Annotated in this window: 20 protein-coding genes and 1 pseudogene; 7 read left to right on the top strand and 14 right to left on the bottom strand. The window is 71.7% G+C overall.

Going from position 1 to position 22,153, the window contains the following annotated elements; all coding sequences use genetic code 11:
- Window positions 1-24: 24 nt before the first annotated feature.
- On the bottom strand, window positions 25-1,269 hold the full coding sequence (locus ABZO29_RS40185) for an ROK family protein (protein WP_367325123.1): 1,245 nt from the start codon (window positions 1,267-1,269) through the stop codon (window positions 25-27).
- Between the two features lie 27 nt (window positions 1,270-1,296).
- The gene (locus ABZO29_RS40180; RefSeq protein WP_367325122.1) at window positions 1,297-1,959 is read right to left on the bottom strand and encodes an alpha-ketoglutarate-dependent dioxygenase AlkB; all 663 of its coding nucleotides are present in this window, start codon (window positions 1,957-1,959) and stop codon (window positions 1,297-1,299) included.
- Between the two features lie 68 nt (window positions 1,960-2,027).
- Here ABZO29_RS40180 and ABZO29_RS40175 point away from each other — a divergent pair, with 68 nt between their 5' ends.
- Window positions 2,028-3,161, top strand: coding sequence for a methyltransferase (locus ABZO29_RS40175; protein ID WP_367326373.1), 1,134 nt, complete (start codon window positions 2,028-2,030; stop codon window positions 3,159-3,161).
- On the opposite strand, the gene ABZO29_RS40170 is transcribed toward ABZO29_RS40175, so the two are convergent.
- Both ABZO29_RS40170 and ABZO29_RS40165 read right to left on the bottom strand, forming a co-directional pair.
- Window positions 3,151-4,011, bottom strand: a complete 861-nt coding sequence (locus ABZO29_RS40170) for a ketose-bisphosphate aldolase (protein WP_367325121.1) — start codon at window positions 4,009-4,011, stop codon at window positions 3,151-3,153. The genes ABZO29_RS40175 and ABZO29_RS40170 overlap by 11 nt on opposite strands.
- A 20-nt stretch (window positions 4,012-4,031) precedes the next feature.
- Window positions 4,032-4,913 (bottom strand): SIS domain-containing protein, encoded by an 882-nt coding sequence (locus tag ABZO29_RS40165; protein WP_367325120.1) that lies wholly within the window; start codon window positions 4,911-4,913, stop codon window positions 4,032-4,034.
- Between the two features lie 124 nt (window positions 4,914-5,037).
- Here ABZO29_RS40165 and ABZO29_RS40160 point away from each other — a divergent pair, with 124 nt between their 5' ends.
- From ABZO29_RS40160 to ABZO29_RS40140, 5 genes and pseudogenes are all read left to right on the top strand, one after another.
- Window positions 5,038-5,817 (top strand): DeoR/GlpR family DNA-binding transcription regulator, encoded by a 780-nt coding sequence (locus ABZO29_RS40160; RefSeq protein ID WP_367325119.1) that lies wholly within the window; start codon window positions 5,038-5,040, stop codon window positions 5,815-5,817.
- A gap of 557 nt (window positions 5,818-6,374) precedes the next feature.
- A pseudogene (locus ABZO29_RS40155) lies at window positions 6,375-6,437 on the top strand (hypothetical protein); the annotation flags it as partial.
- A 234-nt stretch (window positions 6,438-6,671) separates the two neighbouring features.
- Window positions 6,672-7,214: a hypothetical protein gene (locus ABZO29_RS40150; RefSeq protein WP_367326372.1), complete on the top strand. Its 543-nt coding sequence runs from the start codon at window positions 6,672-6,674 to the stop codon at window positions 7,212-7,214.
- Window positions 7,215-7,338: 124 nt separating this feature from the next.
- Complete coding sequence (locus tag ABZO29_RS40145) at window positions 7,339-8,298, top strand: adenylyl-sulfate kinase (RefSeq protein WP_367325118.1); 960 nt, start codon at window positions 7,339-7,341, stop codon at window positions 8,296-8,298.
- Window positions 8,299-8,335: 37 nt separating this feature from the next.
- Complete coding sequence (locus ABZO29_RS40140; RefSeq protein ID WP_367325117.1) at window positions 8,336-8,728, top strand: SCO5389 family protein; 393 nt, start codon at window positions 8,336-8,338, stop codon at window positions 8,726-8,728.
- Window positions 8,729-9,121: 393 nt separating this feature from the next.
- Here ABZO29_RS40140 and ABZO29_RS40135 read toward each other — a convergent pair whose 3' ends face one another.
- Both ABZO29_RS40135 and ABZO29_RS40130 read right to left on the bottom strand, forming a co-directional pair.
- Window positions 9,122-10,762: a thiamine pyrophosphate-binding protein gene (locus ABZO29_RS40135; protein ID WP_367325116.1), complete on the bottom strand. Its 1,641-nt coding sequence runs from the start codon at window positions 10,760-10,762 to the stop codon at window positions 9,122-9,124.
- Complete coding sequence (locus tag ABZO29_RS40130; protein WP_367325115.1) at window positions 10,759-11,544, bottom strand: cyclase family protein; 786 nt, start codon at window positions 11,542-11,544, stop codon at window positions 10,759-10,761. The genes ABZO29_RS40135 and ABZO29_RS40130 overlap by 4 nt, the downstream gene beginning before the upstream one ends.
- A 363-nt stretch (window positions 11,545-11,907) precedes the next feature.
- On the opposite strand from ABZO29_RS40130, the gene ABZO29_RS40125 reads away from it, so the two are divergent.
- Window positions 11,908-12,219, top strand: coding sequence for a hypothetical protein (locus ABZO29_RS40125; RefSeq protein ID WP_367325114.1), 312 nt, complete (start codon window positions 11,908-11,910; stop codon window positions 12,217-12,219).
- Here the strand turns inward: ABZO29_RS40125 and ABZO29_RS40120 are convergent.
- From ABZO29_RS40120 to ABZO29_RS40085, 8 genes are all read right to left on the bottom strand, one after another.
- Complete coding sequence (locus ABZO29_RS40120; protein ID WP_367325113.1) at window positions 12,197-15,046, bottom strand: LuxR C-terminal-related transcriptional regulator; 2,850 nt, start codon at window positions 15,044-15,046, stop codon at window positions 12,197-12,199. The two genes, ABZO29_RS40125 and ABZO29_RS40120, sit on opposite strands and share 23 nt — an antisense overlap.
- Window positions 15,047-15,222: 176 nt before the next feature.
- Window positions 15,223-15,663, bottom strand: a complete 441-nt coding sequence (locus tag ABZO29_RS40115; protein WP_367326371.1) for an Lrp/AsnC family transcriptional regulator — start codon at window positions 15,661-15,663, stop codon at window positions 15,223-15,225.
- Window positions 15,664-15,758: 95 nt separating this feature from the next.
- Entirely contained in the window at window positions 15,759-16,694 is a 936-nt protein-coding gene (locus ABZO29_RS40110) for an ABC transporter permease (protein WP_367325112.1), read from the bottom strand.
- Window positions 16,691-17,818, bottom strand: a complete 1,128-nt coding sequence (locus tag ABZO29_RS40105; RefSeq protein ID WP_367325111.1) for an ABC transporter permease — start codon at window positions 17,816-17,818, stop codon at window positions 16,691-16,693. Before ABZO29_RS40105 ends, ABZO29_RS40110 begins: the two co-directional genes overlap by 4 nt.
- Entirely contained in the window at window positions 17,815-19,401 is a 1,587-nt protein-coding gene (locus tag ABZO29_RS40100; protein WP_367325110.1) for an ABC transporter ATP-binding protein, read from the bottom strand. Before ABZO29_RS40100 ends, ABZO29_RS40105 begins: the two co-directional genes overlap by 4 nt.
- A gap of 21 nt (window positions 19,402-19,422) precedes the next feature.
- The gene (locus ABZO29_RS40095; protein WP_367325109.1) at window positions 19,423-20,517 is read right to left on the bottom strand and encodes a BMP family protein; all 1,095 of its coding nucleotides are present in this window, start codon (window positions 20,515-20,517) and stop codon (window positions 19,423-19,425) included.
- 120 nt (window positions 20,518-20,637) lie between these two features.
- Entirely contained in the window at window positions 20,638-21,375 is a 738-nt protein-coding gene (gene deoD, locus ABZO29_RS40090; RefSeq protein WP_367325108.1) for a purine-nucleoside phosphorylase, read from the bottom strand.
- A complete protein-coding gene (locus ABZO29_RS40085) occupies window positions 21,372-22,121 on the bottom strand; it encodes a glutamine amidotransferase (RefSeq protein ID WP_367325107.1) in 750 nt (249 codons plus the stop codon). Before ABZO29_RS40085 ends, deoD begins: the two co-directional genes overlap by 4 nt.
- Between the last annotated feature and the right edge of the window lie 32 nt (window positions 22,122-22,153).

The raw sequence follows: 22,153 nt of genomic DNA, 5'->3' as shown, positions 1-22,153 counted from the left end.
CACCGACTCGGGCGCAGGCCCGGCTCAGGCAGCCGCCAGCGCCGCCAACGGATCGTCCAGCACCGGCTGCCACGCCAACTCCGCGGCGCCGACGAGACTGTTGTGGTCGAGCGTGCAGGCCAGGATCGGTACTCCACCGCTACGCCCCCACAGGCTGCGGTCGGCGACGACCGCGCGCAGCCGCTCGGGGTCGGCGTCGAGCAGCGTGCGGTGCAGGCCGCCGAGGATGATGCGGTCGGGGTTGAGGATGTTCACCAGGCCGGCAAGTCCCAGGCCCAGGCGGTCGATGAGGATCTCGGCGGCCGTGCGGACCGACGGGTCGCCGTACTCGCCCCGGATCAGGTCCTTGGCCTGTTGCAGCAGCGACACCTCGGGGCCAGGCTCGCGGCCCGCCGTCGTGAGCAGGGCCAGCGGATCCGCCTCGACGTCGAGGCAGCCGCGGCTGCCGCAGTGGCAGGGGCGGCCCTCGGGGTTGACGGTGAGGTGACCGACTTCGAGGGCGAGGCCCGAACTTCCCGTGTGCAGGCGCCCGTCGAGCACGAGCGCGCCGCCGACACCCCGGTGCCCGGTGGCCACGCACAACAGGTCGCGGGCGCCGCGTCCGGCGCCGTGCCGGTGTTCGGCGAGCGCGGCGAGGTTGACGTCGTTGGCCGCGAAGGCCGGCCCGGTGATGCCTGCGGCGCGGACACGCTCGGCGAAGATCTCCCGCACGGGTGCGCCCACCGGCCAGGCGAGGTGCAGCGGGTTCAGCGCCAGCCCCTCCGGCTCGGTGACGGCGGACGGCACGGCCAGCCCGGCGCCCACACAGCGCCGGCCGGTCTGTCGCAGCAGCTCCGCGCCCGCGTCCACGACCGATCCGAGCACCTTGGCCGGGTCCGCGTCGACGGCCTCGCAGCCGGGGGCGGTCGCGACGATGCGTCCGCCGAGCCCGACCAGTGCGGCCCGGAACCCGTCGGCGTGCACCTGCGCGGCCAGCGCCACGGGCCCGTCCTCGGCGAGTCGGAGCCGGTGCGAGGGCCGGCCCTGCGACCCTGCGGCGGCACCGGGCCGTGCGTCGACCCGGATCAGCCCCAGCGCCTCCAGCTCCGCGGCGACCGCTCCCGCCGTCGCCCGGGTGACCCCGAGTTCGGCGGTGAGCACGGCCCGGGTCGGTGCCCGCCCGGTGTGCACGAGCTCCAACGCGGGCCCGAGCGCACCCCGCCCCCGGTCCAACCGCGTCCTCGAGGTGGTCACTTCCCCCGCCGGCCGGGGGTCCGCCTTGCCGCTCATGAGGGCGAGTCTCCCATGATCCGTTCGTCAGGTGGCGGCCGGGAAGCCGCTGACCCGCAGGGTGATGTTCAGCCGGCCGGTCAGCCCCAGCCCGGCCGGCGCCGTGCCCGGGTGCACGCGCGGCACCCCGTGGTAGGCGAACCGGGAGGGTCCGCCGAAAACGAACAGGTCACCGCTGCGCAGTTCGACGTCCGTGTACGGCCGGGTCCGGGTCTCGGTGTTCCCGAAGCGGAAGACACAGGTGTCGCCGAGGCTCAGGGACACGACCGGAGCGTCGGACTTCTCGTCGCTGTCGCGGTGCATGCCCATGCGGGCGCCGCCGTCATAGAAGTTGATCAGTGCGATGTCGTACGCCGCCGTCGTGGCCGCGTCCGGACCGAACGCCTCGGTCACCGCGCGCCGTCCCAGCTCCCCCAGCCACGCGGGGAACGGTTTCACGGGCGCCCCGTCGCCGTCGGCGACCGTGCGGGCGTAGGCGTACGGATACCAGTGCCAGCCCAGACAGACCTGCCGGGCGGTCATCGTGCCGCCGCCGGGGGTGCGGACCGTGCGCAGTCCGGCGGGCGGTCGGGCCCACTCCCGGCAGGCCGCGACCAGCTCCCGCCCGCGCTCCCGGCCGAGCCAGTCCGGTACGTGGACGGCGCCGGGCGCGATCTCCTTACGCTCCCTGGGGAACAGCTGGGCCTCCATGGGGTCCATCCTCCCCCACCGTCTGTGAGCTGCGGCTCCGCTAGCCTGGACGCACGATGAACGACCGTATGACGACGCCCTGGGGCGAGCCGGCACTCGCCCGATTCCCCGAGGACCCGCGTGACCGGCTGCGCGCCTGGGACGCCTCCGACGAGTACCTCCTCAGGCATCTCGCCGAGCACAAGGTCCCGCTGTCCGGCACGGTCGTGGTCGTCGGGGACCGCTGGGGCGCGCTGGTCACGGCGCTGGCGGCGCACCGGCCGGTGCAGATCACCGACTCCTTCACGGCCCAGGAGGCGACACGGGCCAACCTCGCCCGGGCCGGCGCCGAGAGGGGTTCCGTACGGCTGCTCACCACGCAGGATCCACCGCCCGACAGCGTCGACGTCCTCCTGGTGCGGGTGCCGAAGAGCCTGGCGCTGCTCGAGGACCAGTTGCTGCGGCTGGCGCCCGCCCTGCACGCGAGCACGGTCGTCGTCGGCACGGGCATGGTGAAGGAGATCCACACCTCGACCCTGCAGTTGTTCGAGCGCATCCTCGGCCCGACCCGGACCTCCCTCGCCGAGCGGAAGGCCCGGCTGATCTTCTGCACTCCGGATGTTTCGCGGGCGCGGGCCGCCAATCCGTGGCCGTACAGCTACACGCTCCCCGAGGGCATAGGTCCCGTCTCCGGGCGCACGGTCGTCAGTCACGCGGGCGTGTTCTGCGCCGACCGGCTCGACATCGGCACCCGGTTCTTCCTCCGGCATCTGCCGCAGACGCGGGGGCCGCGCCGGGTCGTGGACCTGGGCTGCGGCAACGGGATCGTCGGTACGGCGGTGGCGTTGGCCAATCCCGAGGCCGAGGTGCTGTTCACGGACGAGTCGTTCCAGGCCGTGGCCTCGGCGGAGGCGACGTACAAGGCGAACGGGGTGCCCGGGCACGCCGAGTTCCGCGTCGGGGACGGGCTGGCCGGGGTGCCGGACGCCAGCGTGGACATCGTCATCAACAATCCGCCGTTCCACTCGCACCAGGCCACGACGGACGCGACGGCGTGGCGGATGTTCACCGGGGCGCACCGGGCGCTGCGACCGGGCGGTGAGCTGTGGGTGATCGGCAACCGGCACCTGGGCTACCACGTCAAGCTGCGGCGGCTGTTCGGCAACAGCCGACTGGTGGCGAGCGACCCGAAGTTCGTGGTGCTGAAGGCCGTCAAGAAGTAGGTCCGCCGATCACCTGAACGAGTCCGGCCACGGTCCGCACCATCGCCTCCCGGCCGATGCTCAGGTACCTGCGCGAGTCGGCCGCCTCGGGGTGCTCTGCGAGGAACTCCCTGATCGCGCCGGTCATGGCCAGGTTGAGGGCGGTGCCGACGTTCACCTTGGCGATGCCGCCCGCGACCGCGGCGGCCAGTTCACCGTCCGGGACGCCGGAGGAGCCGTGCAGGACGAGCGGCACGTCGAGGGTGGTCGAGAGGCGTTTGAGGAGGTCGTGGTCGAGGGCGGCGGTGCGCGTGGTCATCGCGTGGACGCTGCCGATGGCGACGGCCAGTGCGTCCACTGCGGAATCTGCGACGAAGGCGCGGGCCTCGGCGGGATCGGTGCGGGCGCCGGGCGCGTGGGCGTCGAGCGGGGCCCGGCCGTCCTTGCCGCCGATCTGCCCCAACTCCGCCTCGATCCACAGCCCTCGGGCATGCGCCCAGTCGACGGCAGCGCGTGTCGCGGCGAGGTTCTCGGCGTAGGGCAGGCGGGACGCGTCGTACATCACCGAGCTGAATCCGGCGTCCGGGGCCTGGCGCAGCAGGGTGTCGCTCTGGATGTGGTCGAGGTGCAACGCGACGGGGACGGCGGCTTGTTCGGCGGCGGCGACCGCGGCGCGGGCGAGCGGGAGCAGGCGTCCGTAGCGGAACGTGACGGCGTTCTCGCTGACCTGGAGGACGACGGGCGCGGCCGCGGACTCTGCGCCCGCGATGACGGCCTCGACGTGTTCCAGCGTGATGATGTTGAACGCGGCGACGGCGGAGCGGGCTGCTGCGGCGCGGGTGACCAGCTCGCCGGTGCTCGTGAGGGGCACGGCCTGTCCTTCCTGGAGGGTCAGGGGGCGAGGACGATCGAGCGGGTGAGGTGGCGCGGGCTGTCGGGGTCGAGGCGGCGTGCCGCCGCGACCGCCACCGCGAGCCGCTGGGCCCGGACCAGTTCGGCGAGCGGGTCGAGGCGGCCCTCGATCCACCGCCCGCCCGTGGCGCGTACCTGTTCGGCCAGTCCCGCGGGTGCGTCGCCGAACATCCAGGTCGCCGTGCCGGTGGTGCTGATGCTGATGGGGCCGTGCCGGTACTCCATCGCCGGGTAGGCCTCGGTCCAGGACAGTGACGCCTCACGCATCTTCAGCCCGGCCTCACTCGCCAGCCCCACGGTCCAGCCGCGGCCGAGGAAGGTGAACTGCCTGCAGTCCACGAGCCCTTCGGGCAGATCGGCGGCGATCGCGGTGCGTGCGTCGGCGACGACCACGTCGGTGTGCAGGCCCAGATGGGTACGGAGGAGGGTCAGCGCGGTGGTCGCGAACCGGGTCTGGACGACGGAGCGTTCGTCGGCGTAGTCGAGCACGACGACGTCGTCGGCGGCCGTCATGACGGGGGTGTGCGGGTCCGCGGTGATCGCGGTGGTGGGTGTACGTCCCTTCAGGCGCCCGAGCAGGTCGAGCACCTCGGTCGTCGTACCGGAACGGGTGAGGGCGACGACACGGTCGTAGTGCCGGCCGTACGGGAACTCGGAGGCGGCGAAGGCGTCCGTCTCCCCCTGGCCCGCGCCCTCGCGCAGGGCCGCGACCGACTGCGCCATGAAGTACGAGGTGCCGCAGCCGACGACCGCGACCCGCTGCCCGGGCTCCGGCAGCACCCCGGCGTGGCCCGCCGCCTCCGCGGCGGCGCGCGTCCAGCACTCGGGCTGGCTGCTCAGCTCGTGTTCGACATGGGTCATGCCCCACCCCTCCGCGATCTGATTGTTCTTGCAAGATACAGCGCACTTTCGAGCACAATCAAGCACGGCAGCTGAGGAAAGGGTGCGCTAAGGTCGCGAGAGATCGAGGAGACGGAGGGCCCGGATGTCGCGCGACGCCCGCTGGAAGGCGCTGTTGGAGCTGCTCGTCGACCGCGGCCGCCTCGACGTCGAGGAAGCCGCCGGTGAACTGCGGGTGTCGGCCGCCACGATCCGGCGCGACTTCGACCAGCTCGCCGAGCAGCAGATGCTCGTGCGCACCCGTGGCGGCGCGGTCGTCCACGGCGTGTCCTACGAACTGCCCCTGCGCTACAAGACCGCCCGGCACGCCTCCGAGAAGCAGCGCATCGCCAAAGCGGTGGCGGACCTGATCGCGCCCGGCGAAGCGGTCGGACTGACCGGCGGCACGACCACCACCGAGGTGGCGCGCGCGCTGGCGGTGCGCGGCGACCTCGCCTCCGGCTCGCCCGCGCTGACCGTCGTCACGAACGCGCTCAACATCGCCAACGAACTGGCCGTACGGCCCCAGTTCAAGATCGTGGTCACTGGTGGCGTGGCACGGGCACAGTCGTACGAGCTGATCGGTCCACTGGCGGACGGCGTACTGAGCCAGATCACGATGGACGTGGCGGTACTCGGAGTGGTCTCGTTCGACGTCACGCACGGCGCCGCCGCGCACGACGAGGCGGAGGCGGCGATCAACCGGCTGCTGTGCGAGCGGGCGGAGCGCGTGGTGGTGGCCGCCGACTCCAGCAAGCTGGGGCGCCGGGCGTTCGCCCGGATCTGCGGGTCCGAGTCGGTGGACACGCTGGTCACGGACACGGCTGCCGGGGCGGACACGGTGCGGCGGCTCGAGGAGGCGGGGATCCGCGTCATCACCGTCTGAGCATGTTCCCGGCCCCGCGGTGTCCGATTCCGTCCAGCCCGGGAGCCAGGCGCACGTCGGGCCGGCGACGAGTCAGGTCACGCCGGTCCCCTCCTGCCTCGCCCGCGCCCGGGTGGCCGAGGCCCGCGGCGTCTACGAGCGTGTCATCGCGGACCTGTCCCCCGGTCGTTCACCCGCCGGTGCGGGGGCGGTCGACGAACCAGGGTTCCGCCCCTGGCCGGACGTGAACACCAACGCCCTGGTGCTGACAGGCCGGCTCGAGAGGCCGGCTCGAGAGGCCGGTCACTTTTCTCACCCCGCACGAGGAACGCGGAGCCCGCCTTTCTCACCCCGCACGAGGAACGCGGAGCCCGCCGCGGCCGCCATCCCACCCAGGCCCGCCTCGGTCCGGACCGAGGCGGGCCTCACCGCTGCCCGCAGCGCAGACTTCGCCCACGGTCAGACCCTGCGCCGGGCAGGCAAGCGCCGGGAGGCCGACGCGGCCCTCCACAAGGCGCGCGGCGCCTGCCTCGACCTCGGCGCCCGGCCTCTCCCACCTCACACCGCAGGAGCAGGCGGTGGCCCGGCTGGTGGCGGCGGGCAACAGGCAGACCGCGCTGGAGCTGTACATCTCCGTGAAGACCGTGCAATATCACCTGACCCACATCTGCACGAAGCTCGGCATCCGTTCGCGCAGCCAACCGGCAGCGAGGTTCAGGGCCGGCCGACCCGCGGCGTCCGCCCCCGCAATCACAAAGCTCGGGCAACGATGCAACCGTTGGGGTAATCAGTGTGTCTCACCAGATATCAGGCACTTCGCACACTTGGGAGACATCATGGAGCGAAGCAGAACGGCCTTGACGGCCCTCGCTCTCATGACCGCAACGCTGGGGGTGGCCGCGATACCGGCCGACGCCGCCCCGGTCAGCACGACACAGGCCACGGCCTGCCCGACCGGCTGGGGCAGCCTCGCCAAGACACGTGACGCCGGCACGACGGATCCTGTGAAGAACGTCAGGACCGGCCGTCACACCTGCTTCGACCGGATGGTCGTCGACGTGCCCGGGGCGAGCGCCGGCCACCTCGGGTACTCGGTCAGGTACGTCAGCCATCTCTACCAGGACGGTTCCGGCCGCCTCATACCCGTCAGCGGCGGAGCCGTCCTCGAGGTACGGGTGACCGCGCCCGCCTACTACCCCGACTCCGGCGCCCCCGCCTATCCCGCACGGGCGGGTCGCCCCCTGCCGGGTGTGGACCTCACGGGGTACCGCACCTTCCGGGACACCCGCTTCGCGGGCAGCTTCGAGGGTGACACACAGCTCGGCCTCGGAGTCCGCGCCCGACTGCCGTTCCGGGTGTTTGCGCTGGACGGCCGTGTCGTGGTGGACGTCGCCCACAACTGGAGCGGGACACGCTGACGTTCACGGCAGAGCGCAACTCACCGTTGTCGTGAGCAAGTTGCCGGTGGCGGCGATTTGACACCACGCCGCCACCTGTCCAACCTATGCTCATGAAATCCATTTCCAATAGGAACGGTTAGTCATGCGCGTGGCGTTCGTCGGCAAGGGCGGCAGCGGCAAGACGACCCTGTCCGCCCTCTTCTCCCGTCACCTGGCACGCTCCGGCGCGCCGGTCGTCGCCATCGACGGCGACATCAACCAGCACCTCGCCCAAGCGCTCGGTCTCGCCGAGGACGAGTTCTTCACCGCGCCGCCGCTCAGCGCACGGACCGGCGAGATCAAGGACCATCTGCGGGGCACGAACCCGCGGATCGCGTCCCGCGACGCCATGGTCAAGACGACCCCGCCCGGACGGGGCTCCCGGCTGCTGCGGCTGCTGGGCGACGACGAGATCCACGCCCGTCACGTCCAGGAGGTGGGCGGGGTGGCGCTGATGGTCACCGGAGCCTTCGACGAGAGCGACCTCGGGGTGGCCTGCTATCACTCCAAGCTCGGCGCCGTCGAGCTGTACCTCAACCACCTCGTGGACGGTCCCGGCGAGTACGTCGTCGTCGACATGACCGCGGGCGCCGACGCGTTCGCCTCCGGCCTGTTCACCCGGTTCGACATGACCTTCCTGGTCGTCGAGCCGACCCTGAAGAGCGTCTCGGTCTACCGCCAGTACCGCGAGCACGCCGCCGAGTTCGGCATCCCGGTCGCCGTGGTCGGCAACAAGGTCGGCGGTGCGGACGACCTCGCCTTCCTCCGGGAGCACATCGGCGACGCCCTCCTCGCCCACTGCGAACAGTCCACCTTCGTACGCGCCCAGGAGCAGGGCCGCGCTCCCGGCGACCTGGAGCCGCACAACGCAAAGGCCCTGGACCGGCTGCGCGAGGCCGTGGACGCCCGCACCAAGGACTGGGCCGCCTTCCAGCGGCACGCCGTCGAGTTCCACCTGCGCAACGCCGCCGCCTGGGCCAACGACGCGACGGGCCAGGACCTCGCCGACCAGGTCGACCCCGGCTTCCGGCACGGCCCCGCGGCCCTGCCGGCCTTCGCCTGACCCCCATCAGCACCTTCAACAGACAGGACGCATCTTCATGTCGCTCGATGTCTCCCCGCAACTGCTCGCCGAAGCCGAGAACGGCGAGGTGCGGGAGGAGGACTTCGTGGAAACGGTCCGTACGTCCCTGCCGTACGCCTATGATCTCGTCGCCCGCCTCGTCGGCGAACTGCGGGACGGCAACGCGGAGTTCACCGACAACCAGACCCCGCCGCCCTCCGAGAAGGAACGCGGACAGCTGCTGCGGGCACTGTCCAGCGACGCGATCCGGGGCACCCTGGAGAGGCACTTCGGCGTCGCGCTCGCCTTCCAGAACTGCCACCGTGTCGCCGTCTTCCGCCCCGAGGACCGCGGGGGCGCGACCCATACCCGGTTCACCTCCCTGCGCGCCCAGATCCTCAACCAGTCCCCGGAGTTCCGCGACTGCTGAGCCGACTCGGGCCTCGAGACGTCGCCGACGCATGTGGGCCGGCGGTCGCTGCGAGATCACCGAGCCGCTCCGTCTCGGCGAATCCGCCGAGACGGATTCGCGGCCGCGGCTCGGTCACGGTCAAGCACGGCCGCAGCGGTGAACTGCCCTTCGTCACCGAGCGCCGGGAATTCCGGCAGTACGGCCCGCACGTCCGCCTCCGCCGGCCGGTGTTCACCCGCGAACGCCTGCCGGCCTGCGGTGCCCCTGGCGGCCGCGCCCATCTGCACATCGCCGCACACCGAAAGGCCCGGCACGCCACCGCCGAGGTGACCTTCGTATGACATCGGCGGCCGTGCGATGCCTCAGGCGATCGCCTCGGCCGGCAGGTCGACCGACGGCGGGGGACTCCGTTCAGTGGCCGCGGAAGGCGTCCTCGAGCCACCATGCCCCACGGTCCGCGACCACCTTGGCGTCGATGAGCAGCGGCGCGGAGCGTGGCCCGGCGACCCAGTCCTGCACTGCTTTCAGATCCGCAAGAGTGCGCACGGTCACCGCCTCGAAGCCGTACCCCCGCGCCACGGCGGCGATGTCCGTCGCCGGGAACCGGACCGTCTCGAGTGGATGTCCGTCGGGCCCGAAGTGGTGCACCTCCGCTCCGTAGGCGTCGTCGTTGTACACGACGACCACCATCGGCAGCCCGAGCCGGCGTACGGTGTCGAACTCCGCGGAGCCCATCAGCGCGCCGCCGTCCCCGAGCGCGGCCACCGCAAGGCGGTCCGGCATCGCGAGTGCCGCGCCGATCGCGGTCGACAGACCCAGGCCGATCGACTGGAACGCCTGGGTGAAGCACAGCCCGTTCTCGTCCGGCACCGCGAGGTACATGCTCGGGTGGCCCATGAAGTTGCCGGAGTCCACTCCGACGACCCGCTGCGCGGGGAGGATGTCGTCGAGCGCGATGCTCAGCGTTCGCGGGTCGATCCGCTCGCGCGTGCTCAGGTCGTCGTAGGGCACGTCCCGCCAGCGCACGCGGGCGGCGATGGCCGCGGCGACGTCGGCCGTCCGGTAACGCCGCCGTTGTCCCCCGCCCGCCTCCAGTACGCGCCGCGCCGTGAGCTCGACGTCGCCGGTGACCCCGAGCTGCACCTCCCGGTGCGCACCGAGCGCCGACGCGTCGTCGTCGACCTGCACCACGGTCGTACCGGCGCCGATCAGACGGCCGTGCCGCATCGTCCACATGTTCAGCGCGCAGCCCCAGCCGACGATCGTGTCCGCGGCCCCGATCAGCTCGGCCGTCAACGGCGACGAGAACCCTCCGGACACGTCGAGCGACCAAGGACTGGCCTGGAACAGGCCGCGCGCCACGGCCGACGTCGCCAGCAGCGCACCGCAGCGCTCGGCGAGCGCCTCGAGGGCGTCGCGGGCGCCGGGCGAGCGTGCTCCGCGGCCGGCCACGAAGACCGGCCGCCGTGCCTGTTCGAGCACCCGCGCCAGCGCCGCCACACCCGCGGCCTCCGGCTCGACCGCCACTCGTTGCGGCGGCGGCGCGGCCTGCGCCAGGGCACCGTCGGGGACGTCCAGAGCCTGCACGTCCAAGGGGAGGTTGAGCAGCACGGTGCGCCGTTCGTGCAGGGCTCGTCGCACCGCGGTGACCGCCTGTTCCACCGCGTCCCCGGCCGATGTGACCCGCACCGGGACGGCGCCCACCGCGTGTGCCAGCGCCTCCTGGTCGACGAAGAAGTTGGATCTGGGTTCGGTCACCTCGGCTGCCAGTACGAGCATCGGCGTACGGCTCTTGGCCGCCTCGGTGATTCCCGTCATGGCGTTCGTCAGACCGGGCCCCTGATGGACGGTCACGGCGGCCACGGTGCCGCTCATGCGCGCGTACGCGTCGGCCATCGTCGCCGCGCCGCCCTCGTGGCGTGCGGCGACGAAACGCGCCCCCGCCGCCACCATGGCGTTGGTCAGATGGAAGTTGCCCGATCCGACCACACCGAAGACCTGGCCGACCCCGGCCGCGACCAGCGCCCGTCCGACGGCCTCCGCGACTTTCACGAGCGCTCCACCAGCGCGAGCACCCGCGCGGGAGCCCCGGACCCCTTGACGATGGGCAAGGGTCCCGCGATGACGACGGAGCCCGTCGCCGGCAGCTCCGCCAGGTTCCGCAACTGGGTCAGCCCGTACTTGTCACCACCCATCAGATACGAGTGGCAGGGGAAGGCCGGATCGAAGGAGTGCGCACCTCCGGCGTCGGTGCCCACCGTCTCCACTCCGAGGCCGATCACCGGGGACTCCTGTGCCACCCAGCGGGCGCATTCCGGCGACAGGCCGGGCGTGTGCGGGCCGTTCTCGTCCGCGTTCAGGAACGCCTCCTGCGAGTGGGACCGGGCGTCCCAGCCGGTGCGCAGCAACAGCCAGCCGCCCTCGGGCAGCGGCCCGTTCCCGGCCTCCCAGGCCTTCACATGGTCCACCTCCACGAGGAAGTCCGGGTCCTCCTGCGCTTCTGCGGTGAAGTCCAGTACGACGGCCGGCGCGACGAGCCTGCGGGCGGGCACGGACGCCACGTCGTCGAGGTCCTGCCCGGTCACCCAGTGGTTCGGGGCGTCGAAGTGGGTGCCGGTGTGCTCGCCGCTGCGGAAGTTGTTCCAGTACCAGGCCGGGCCCCGGTCGTCGTACCTGCTGATCTCCTCCAGTTCGAACACCGCCGTCTGGCCGAACTCGGGCGGCAGCTGGATCACCGGCGTCGACGACGACAACGGGGACGTGAGGTCGACGACTTGGATCGACCCGCCCCGCAACCCGGACACCAGCGATGCGAGGACGGACGGCTCGGACATGGGGCCTCCTGAGTCGATGCGGAACTCACAGCATGGGCCGGAACGAACCGTTCCGTGGTAGGCACGATGCGATCGACGATCCGGTTGGGCCGATCGAGAGGCGGGGGCACTGTGCTCGGCAGGAGTACGGCCACGAGGGCGGCGGTCGCGTTCACGGTCGGCGTACTGGGGCCGGCCGGCTGCGCCTTCGGGTCCGGCGCAGGCTCGGCGGAGCCTTCGGATGTCGCGGTCGGCACCGTGACCGCTTCCTCCGCCGCGCCGTCGCCCTCCCCGTCCGTCCCGCGCCCGCCCTCCGTGTCGGCATCGGCTTCCCGGAGCCCGTCGCCGGTGCCTGTCACCGGGCCGGATCAGAAGCTGGTGACCATGACCGTCAGCGGCGGCTTCGCCGGCGTCCACCAGCAGGTGATTCTCCGGGGCGACGGCACCGTCCACAGCAGTGACAAGGGCGGACCGGTGGTGCGTCGTACGAGCGCGGCCCAGTTCAGGGAGTTGCGCACGCTGCTCGGTGATCCGGCGCTCGACGAGGTCCCCGACTTCATCATGGACATGGGTGCGGTCGACATGTTCCAGTACACACTTCAGCTCGACGGCCGTACGGTCCGCACGGACCGCTCCTCCGAACATCCCGCGCTCGACCGCCTCATCACCGCCCTCAGCGAGTGGCTGCCGCGCTGACCTCAGGCCCCGCACGAAGGATGTGGGCCAGGGCGAGACGGGACGAGATGCCGAGCTTGCGGTAGATGCGGGCCAGGTGGGTGTCCACGGTGCGGGGGCTGAGGAAGAGCCGTTCCGCTATCTGCCGGGAGCGCAGCCCTTCGGCGGCGAGTTCGGCGACCTCGCGCTCCCGGTCGCTGAGCTGAGCGAGGTGGTGTGCCGCCTCGTCGCTCTCCGCCAGCTCGGCGCGTACACGCGCGGCCTGCTCCCGTACCAGGACCGCTCCGCAGGGACGGGCCAGGGCCACCGCTGTTTCCAGCTGGGCGAGGGCGGCGGCCTGTCCATGGACCTCATGGGCCGAGCGCGCCCCGGCGACCAGCGTCCAGGCGTGCTGGACGGGCAGACCTGCGACCCGGAATCCCTCCGCCGCCAGCTCGAACAGCTCCGCGGCGGCGGCGTGTTCGCCGTCGGTCAGATGAAGCTGGGCACGCGCCCGGCGGACATACGCCCACTGCGCACGCAGGCCCAGCCGCTCGGCATCCGATTCCGCGTCCCGTACCAGCCGGTGGGCGGCCTCCGCGTCGTCGCAGGCCAGCGCGGCCGTCGCCATCAGCGCGAGCAGGGAGGGCCGGAAGGCCGGCTGGACCAGCGGCAGCCCCTCGCCTCCCCCGCTCTCCAGCAGGGTCCGCAGGGCTCCGGCGGCGTCCCCGCCGAGCAGCCGTGTCTGGGCCAGCAGACCGATCGCGGCGGTGGCCCACCAGCCGGGCCCGGGACGGGCGGTGCCGGCCACCTCTTCGGCGAGGGCGGCAGCCTCGTCGGCGTACTGCCGCCCCCGGGACCACACGAGCGCCGAGGCGCGCATCGCCGTCGCCAGTGCCACCGCGTCCGAGGCACCCATGGAACGGGCCAGTTGCCCGGCGTCCCGCGCCCTCCGCTGTGCCTCGTCCAGTCGGCCGGTCCACTGGTCGAGCACGGAGAGTCCCAGGAGCTGGTGCATCAGGATGTGCTTCTGCGCACCGCCGTTCGCGGCGCGCAGCCCGCGGTCCAGATGACGGTAGGCGTCCGTGAACCTCTCCAGGTAGATCTCGGCGCAGCCGAGCAGGGCGAGGGTCTCCGGCGTGTGTCCGGCGACGGCGTCCGGCAGGGCGTCCACGAGCTGTACGCACCGGGTGACCTTGGTCGCACCGCTGTCCAGACGGCCCAGGTGGGTGTCGCAGAAGGCGGCGAGGACACGCAGCGCGGTCCGGGCGGCGGGGTCGGCATCGCTGCGCGCCCGGGAAGCCTCGTGGAGCAGGGTGCGCGCCTGGTCGTGGGTGCCGCGCAGGACGTGGACGAGGCCGTACTGGAAGACCAGCTCCACCGCCTCGGCGGGCAGGGGATCGGGCAGCGGCCGGGGCAGGGTGCGCAGGGCCGTGCGAGCGATCGCCTCGGCCTCCTCGTACCGGCACAGCAGACGCTCGGCGTCCGCGCAGACCGCGTGGGCCTGCATGCGCTGCCGGTCGGTAAGTGCCGAGGAGCGCTCCCCGAGCAGTTCATGGGCGAGGGCCCGCGCCTCCTCCAGTCGGCCGGCGGCGATCAGCGCGCGGCAGCGGGCGAGTTCCAGCGTGGTTCTGGACGCGGTCCGGCCGTTGTCGGGCGGGCACTCCAGGGCCAGCCGGAGCCATCGCGCCGCCGTGGCGGGAGCACGCGTGACGATCTCCGCCGCGCCCTCGGCGAGGATCCGTGCCGCCGTGGCGCCGTCCGTGCCCAGCAGGTGCTCCGCGTGGCGGGCCTGTTCGCTCGCGGGGCCCCCGCGCCCGGCGATCATGTCCAGGGCGCGCTGGTGGGCGCGCAGCCGGAAGGACAGGTCGGCGCTCTCGTGCGCCACATGTCCGATGACACGGTGCCGGAAGGACAACCTCCCGCCCCAGCGGGCCGGTTGCATCAGATCCACCCGGGTGATCTCGGCGAACGCGTCCAGGGTGCGGTCCAGGCCCAGGCCGGAGACGTGGGCGACGTCCTCGGGCCGGAACTGATCGCCGAGCACGGCGGCCGCCCTCGCCGTGGTCGCGGCGTCGGGGGTCAGCGCGTCGAGTTCGGCGATCACCGGCCTGGCCTCGCGGAGCAGCCCGTCCGTGTCGAGGCCGGGATGGTCGGGCCAATGCTCCGGGTGCCAGCCGGCCGCCACGAGCAGGCGCAGATGGCGCGGGTTCCCGCCGGCCGCGGCGCACAGGGGCTCGGCGAACTCACGCAGGTCGGTGGCGTCCTGGAGTTCCTGAGCCGTCGCGGGTCTTCGCCAGGTGCCGAGCAGGGACGCCGTCGCGTCGGCGTCCAGCGGACCGGGCTCGATACGCGTCACGGTGCCCGCACCCACCCCGTTGTCCAGCGCTTCGAGCAGCAACGGACTGGTCTGCCGGGGCCGATGGGCGATCGCGAGGACGTACGGAGCAGGGCCCGGGGACCGGATCAGCCGCGCGGCCAGCTCCGCCGAGGACTGATCGCACCACTGCAGGTCGTCCAGTGCCAGGACGCCCCCGGCCGCCCACTCGGGAACCTGGTGGAGTTCCGGCGCGGCGGGGTCGGCCGTCTCCTCGAAACCCGACCGGGCCGCCCTGGCGTCCCGGAAGACCTGGTACGGCGTCATGTCCCCGCGCACCGCGTGGGCGCGGGCCACCGGGAGCCCGTGCCGCAGGGCCAGCTCCGTGAGAGAGGTGGCCAGGGAGGTCTTGCCGATACCCGCCTCGCCGGTGATCTCCACCACCGATCCCCGTCCGGCAACCAGTGCGTCCACGACCTCTGTCAGCCGTGCGATCTCGGCTTCCCGCACGGTCGGCAAACCGTCGGTCCCCTGCGACGGCACAGCGAACATCAACGCCTCTCATCCGGCAACGACATGCGGTGCGCGCTCCGGAAAGCGTTCCCTGGAGGCGGCTGTTCACCCACCATACAGAAAGAGAAGCAGCCGCTCGACTTCGCTTTTTGAAGCAAGCGACCTTCTGTTATTCAGAATTGAACGTCATGCAAAAGGTTTTGCGGCCCACGGCGCTACGGGATGTCCCAAGTGAACCGGTGCACGTGGATGCCGAAGTAGGGGAACGACTCCACCTCGCGCACGCCGGTAATCGTGCGGATGTCGTCATTGATGACGGCGGACAGTTCGTCCATCGTGCGGCAGACGACCTCGGCGAACAGGTCGAAGGAGCCGGCGGTGGCCACGAGATAGATGACGCTGTCGATGCGCTCCAGTGCGTCGATGATCTCCCGTGGCCCACCGTCGACCTTGATGCCGAGCAACGCCATGACGGGCAGCCCGAGTTTCAGCGGGTCGGTGACCGCGGCGAACTGCAGCAGCCCGCTCTCCGTGAGCCGTTGCACCCGCGTCCGCACGGCCGGCGCGGACAGCCCCACCTCCTTGCCGAGGTCGGTGTACGAGGCCCGCCCGTCCTGCTGCAGCAGCCGGATCAGGGTCTTGTCGACTGCGTCCAGATCGATACGGGCTGCCACATGACCGCCTTTCGCCTCTTGAGTCGTCCGGACGGCGACGGTACCAACTCGTCAGGGCGGGACCTGCGGCAGGAAGCTCAGAGGGACGCCGGGGCGGGCTCCCCCGTGCCTCGGCGCCCTCGGCGCCAGGCATACAGCGCGAGTGCCACGAGGGTCATCGCGTACGGGATGGTCGACACCAGCTGGGGCGGTACGTCGAGCGTGCCGAGCTGTACGGCCAGGGCCTCCGCCGCGCCGAAGCCGAGGGCGGCGAGGAAGACGCCCCAGGGACGCAGGCCGCCGAGGAAGACCGCGGCGAGGGCAATGAATCCTCGGCCGGCCGTCATGTCCCGCACGAAGAAGGACACGTAGCCCATGCTGAGGAAGACCCCGGCGAGACCGGCGAGCGCGCCGCTGAGAGCGAGCCCGGCGTACTGGACGCGCCGCACCGGGATGCCCACCGACGCGGCCGCCTCCGGCATCTCGCCCACGGCCCGCAGATGGAAGCCGAAGCGGGTGCGGTAGAACAGCCAGGCGACGAACGGGGCGGTCAGGAAGGCCAGCCAGGTGACCATGTTCTGGTCGCTCAGCACGTCACCGAGCACCGGGATGCCGTCGATGCCGGGCAGCGGGACGCTCGGCAGGGTGCCGCTCTTGAGCCCGGAGGTGCCGCCCTTGTCGTCGAGGAGGGTGAAGACGGCGTAGGCCGTGGCGCCGGAGGCGAGCAGGTTGAGGCCGATGCCCGCGATGATCGCGTCCGCGCCGAGTTCCAGTCTCAGTGCGGCGAGCAGCAGGCCGAGAAGCGTGGCCACCGCGATCCCGCCCAGCGCACCCAGGGCCACGGAGTGGCTGTATCCGGCGACCAGCGCGCCCGTGCAGGCGGCGGCCAGCATCTGGCCCTCCAGGGCGATGTTGCTGATGCCGGCACGTTCGGCGACGAGTCCGCCGAAGGCGGCGAGCAGGTAGGGGGTGGCGACCCGCAGCACGGCCGCCAGGAAGGCGCTGCTGAGGACGACGTCGAGCACGGAACTCATCGGGCGCCCACCTGCTTCTGCGCCACCTGCTTGCGGGCGATGCGCCGTTTGAGCAGGTCCGGTAGTGCTTGGGCGGTGACCAGCAGCACGATGACCGCCTGGATGACCACGACGATCTCGGTGCCGACGTCGGTCTGCTGTTCCATGATGTCGCCCCCGGCGCGCAGATAGGAGTAGAAGAGCCCGGCGACCACGACGACCAGCGGGTTGTTCCTGGCCAGCAGGGCCACCACGATGCCCTCGAAGGCGAGGCTGCCGGCCAGTCCGGGTTCGAGCCGGCCGTAGACGCCTTGAACGAGATGGGCTCCCGCGAGGCCCGCGACGGCGCCGCCGATGACGAAGCTCCACTCGATGGCGCGGGGTACCCGGATGCCGCCGTACTCGGCGAAGTCGGCGTTGGAGCCGGTCATCCGGATGCGGTAGCCGAGCGGGGTGCGGGTGATGAGCAGCCACAGCGCGACAGCGGTGAGCAGCATCAGTCCGAGGCCGATGTTGGCGCGGCCCAGCGGGATGCCGAACCAGTCGGTCAGCGGGGTCAGCGCGGAGTCCGGACGGATGCGCTCCGAGTGCACGGCGCTGCTGCCGGGTTGCTTCAGCGGTCCGTTGACCAGGTAGTCGTAGACGCGGACGACGACGGCGTTGAGCATCAGCGTGGCCACGATCTCGTTGGCGCCGAGGCGGGCCTTCATGGACCCGGGCACGAAGCCCATGCCCGCTCCCGCCGTGGCCGCGGCGACGAGCGGGACGACGACGGCCAGGACCGGCGGCAGCGGCAGGAAGATCGCGACGGCGGCGGCCGCCAGCGCCCCGGCGTACAGCTGGCTTTCGGCGCCCAGGCTGATCTGGCGGGCACGGAAGGGGATCGCCACCGACAGACCGAGCAGGGTGAGGGTCGTGGCGTCCTCCAGCCAGCGGCCGACGCGGAAGGAGCGCTCCAATGGCCCGGTGAGCAGGGCCTCGTACGCGCGGACCGGATCCTTGCCGGTGGCGAGGATGACGAGGAAGCCGATGACGAGGGCGGCCAGGATGGTGGCCAGGGTCATGCTGAGGTCGACGGCCAGGCCGCGGCGACGGGTCGCCCGGTACTCCCGGCGGTCCTCGGTCTCGACGAGGGTGCTGGTCACGGGGCGTGCTCCTCACCGGAGTCGAGACCTGTCGTCAGGTGCTCCTCGTCGTGGTGCTCGACACCGAGCATGTAGAGGCCGACGTGCTTCTCGGTGAGACCGGCGGTGTCGTCGAACCGGCCGACGAGGAGGCCGTCCTTGAGGACGAGCAACCGGTCGGACAGGGCCAGCAGTTCGGTCAGGTCGGCGGAGATCAGCAGGACGGCGGCGCCGGCGTCGCGGGCGGCGACGAGACGTTCGTACATGAAGCGCATGGCGCCGACGTCGACCCCGCGGGTGACCTGGGAAGCGATCAACAGCCGTGGCCCCGCGGAGAGTTCGCGGGCGACGATCACCTTCTGCATGTTGCCGCCGGACAGCGCGCGCACGGGGACGGACGGGTCGGGGGTGCGGATCGCGTACTGGCGGATCAGCCGATCGGCATGGGCGCGCACCGCCCTGGGACGCAGGACGCCGCGGCGGGCGAGCGGGCGGCGGTCGTGGCGGTCGACGACCAGGTTGTCGGCGATCGACTCGTCCAGTGCGGCTCCGTTGCGCAGCCGGTCCTCCGGGACGTACCCCACGCCGGCCCTGCGGTGTCCGGTGACGTCGAGTCCGGCGGTGTCCGTGCCGCCGACGTGGATCGTGCCGGTGGTGGGGCGGCGCAACCCCGCCAGGATCTCCGCGAGTTCGCTCTGCCCGTTGCCCTCGATGCCGGCCACGCCGACGATCTCCCCTGCGGCGACGTCGAAGGAGAGACAGTGCAGGGACTGGCCGATGGGCGCCCGGTACCCCAGCCTCCGTACCCGCAGGGTGACTTCGCCCCGGCGGGCGGGCACCCGGTCGACGTCCAGGGACAGGTCGCGGCCGACCATCATGGCGGCCAGGGAGCGTTCGGTGGCGTCGGCCGTGGGCACGGTCCCCACCAGGGAGCCGGCCCGCATCACGCTGACCGTGTCGCTGATCTCCCGCACCTCCCTCAGCTTGTGCGAGATGAACAGCACGGTCATCCCGCCGTCGCGCAGGCGACGTACGGCGGCGAAGAGATCCTCGGTCTCCTGCGGGGTGAGAACGGCGGTCGGCTCGTCCAGGATCAGCACCTTCGCCCGCCGGTGCAGCGCCTTGAGGATCTCGGTGCGCTGACGCATCCCGACCGACACCTCGTCGACGCGTGCCCTGGGGTCGACGGCGAGGCCCGACTCCTCGGCCAGCCGGGCGGTCGTCTCGACGGCCGCCCTGGGGTCGACGAGGCCGCGGTGGCCGGGCTCGACGCCGAGAACGACGTTCTGGGCGACGGTGAAGGAGGGCACCAGCATGAGGTTCTGGTGCACCATGCCCACGCCGAGCGCGATCGCCGAGGCAGGTCCGCGCAGCTCGCGCGGGCGTCCGCCGATCAGGATCTCGCCGGACGAGGGCTGCTCCAGGCCGTAGAACATCTTCATCAGCGTGGACTTGCCCGCGCCGTTCTCGCCGACCACCGCCCGGATCTCACCGGCCGGGACCTCCAGGTCCACGCCGCGGACCGCGCGCACCCCGTTGCCGTAGGTCTTCGTCACCGCGCGGGCGGCGACGGCTGGACCTGCGGTGTGCCATGACTCGTTCATCGTCGGGACCGTTTCGTTCGGCTACAGGGCGCTGGGGACCTTGACGGAGCCGGACTTCACGTTGTCGGCGGCCGCCTGGAGCTCGGTGCGGATCTGCTCCGGCACCAGCTCCTTGAAGTGGTCGTCGTTGACGTAGCCGACGGCGTCCTCGGCGAGGCCGACGGTCTCGACGGCGCCGTACTCGAGGGAGTCCTTCCGGTCGTCCTGCGCGGCCTTGTAGAGGGCGTTGCCGACGTTCTTGAGGATGGAGGTGACGACGGTGTTCTTCTGCGCCTGGTCGGCGAGCGTCTGGTACTGGTCGGAGTCGACGCCGAACGCGTAGCGCTTCGCGGCGGCCGCGGACTCGAAGGTGCCGAGCCCGGAGAGCCCGGCGACCGGCCACACCAGTGCGGCGCCCTGGCCGTACATGGCGGTGGAGATCTCCTTGCCCTTGGCCGGATCACCGAAGGGCTTGTCGCCGCCGACGTACTGCACGAGGACGTCGGAGTGGCTGCCGCCGGCGGCCGTGAATCCGGCCTTGAATCCCACGACGAAGTCGTCGATGAGAGGGATCTTCACTCCTCCCATGACACCGGCCTTCTTCTGGGATTCCGCTCCCTTCAGGGACTTGGCGGCGATGAGCTTCTCGGCGAGGAATCCGGCGAGATATCCGCCCTCGTTCTGCTTGAAGGTCACGGAGTAGACGTTCTCGCACTTGTTGGAACAGGTGCCGTTCTTGCCGCTGTAGTCCACGGGCGCGTCGAACACCCAGAACTTCTTGTCCGGGTACTGCGGGGCGAGATCACCGATGTAGTCGGTGACGTCGAAGGTGCCGGCGGCGAGGATGTCGTAGTCGTCGGCCGCGGCGGCGTCCTCGAAACCGGGCTCCCACTTGGTGCGGTCCGAGCCGAGTTCCACCACCTTGAGGTCGTAGCCGAGGTCCTTCTGGGCGCGCTGCAGGCCCTCGTAGGCGGAGTCGAAGAACGACTTGTCGCCCAGTCCGCCGTTGATCACCAGTTTGATGCGGGGCTTGCCGGACGCTCCGGTGGTCCCGGAATCACCGTCCGATCCGCCGCATGCGGCGAGTGCGAGCATTCCCGCCACTACCGCCGCGGCGGCGCTTTTCCCGTGTCTCATCTTCTGTCTCCTGATCATGTGCATTGGCGGGTGTGGGGTGAGTGGTTGCGTCGACAGTAAGAAGTGCAAAACGTTTTGGCTATGTCGTCCGGTTTCTGTTTGATTTCCTCCGGGAGAAATTCAGACATCGGCCAGGAGGGCGGCGGCCGCGATGCGCACGGCCCGCTCGAAGCAGGTCTCCCGCTCGGCGGCGGAGAGCTCCTTGCCCGTGCGCAGATGGTCGGAGGCGGTCAGTACGGCGAGTGCCTCCCCGCCCTCCGCGGCGGCGACGGCGTACAGTCCCGCGGCCTCCATCTCGACCGCGAGGGTGCCCCGCCGTTCCAGCGCTTCGAAGACGGCGGGCCGGTCCAGATAGAAGTGGTCCGTGCTGAACACCGGCCCCACGTGCACCGCTCCCCCGCCGTCCGGCTGTTCCTGCCCCGCGGCCCGTACGGCGGCGCCGAGGAGCCGGTGGGACGGGGCGAGGGACAGCGTGACCCCGAAGTCCGGGAGTCGGCCGACCTGGGAGTCGGTGTGCGCGGCGGAGGCGATCACGACGTCCCGCAGCGCCACCGACCCCGGGATCGCGCCCGCCGTACCGACCCGGACGATCCTGCGGACCCCGTAGTGGCGCAGCAGCTCGGTCGCGTAGATCGACACCGACGGGATCCCCATGCCGGAGGCGAGGACCGACATGGGCTCGCCCTCGTGGGTGCCGGTGTAGCCGAAGACGCCGCGCACGTCGGTGACCAGCCGGGCGTCCTGCAGGAACGTCTCGGCGATGCGGCGGGCCCGGCGCGGGTCGCCCGGCATCAGCACCAGCGGGGCGAAGTCGCCCGGCGCTGCGGCGATGTGGGGTGTGCCCTGTGCGCGTGTCACAGCTCCGCCCCGGCGAGCCAGCGCACCAGCCGGTCCCACAGCTCGGCGTATCCCTCCCAGCTCAGGAACGGCGGCGGTGCCCAGTGCGGTGCCACGTCCGAGGTGAACGCGGCCGACCGGCCCGCGCCGTGTCCGCCGACGACCAGCAGCGGATGCCCGGCGCACTCGGCCAGCACGGACGCCTCCGGCCGAACGGTGACCTCGTTGAGGCCGAGCAGCGCGGGCCACAGCCGCTGCAGCCCTCGTACGACCGCGTGGTCGGCCACGACCTCGGGCACGGCCCCGGCCGGGAGTTCCACCCGGTCGTCCCGGTCGAGCATCTCCACCGGCAACGCGGGGGCCAGCGGCGTACGTCCCCAGCGCGCGCGGGCGTCTATGCCGCTGAAGGTGAGATAGCCGCCGATCATCAGCACCCCACCGCCCCGCTCGACGAAGGCCCGCACCAGCTCCGAGCGGTCGGGGCAGGGGATGGACCGGCCGAAGGTCTGCGGCGGCAGCTGGAAGCTGTTGGCGCCGACGTCGCTGATGACCACGACGTCGTAGGCGTCGAAGCCGTCGGCGGAATCCGGGACCCGCGTGGGGATCTCGTGCGCGGGGACGTACGTCACCTCGTGGCCTCGCGAGCGCAGCGCGTCGAGGAAGACGCCGCCGCCCTCGGTGTACTCCGCGGTGTGGAAGGCGTCGAAGCCCTTCTGGTGGACCGTGTACGTGAACCAGGACTCGCCGACGACGAGAACTCTGGGCATGGTGGATCGCCTTTCCTGGAGGGGGAATTCGG

The sequence above is a fragment of the Streptomyces sp. HUAS ZL42 genome, assembly GCF_040782645.1.
Classification (GTDB): domain Bacteria; phylum Actinomycetota; class Actinomycetes; order Streptomycetales; family Streptomycetaceae; genus Streptomyces.
This window is presented reverse-complemented; position numbering and strand designations above follow the sequence as displayed.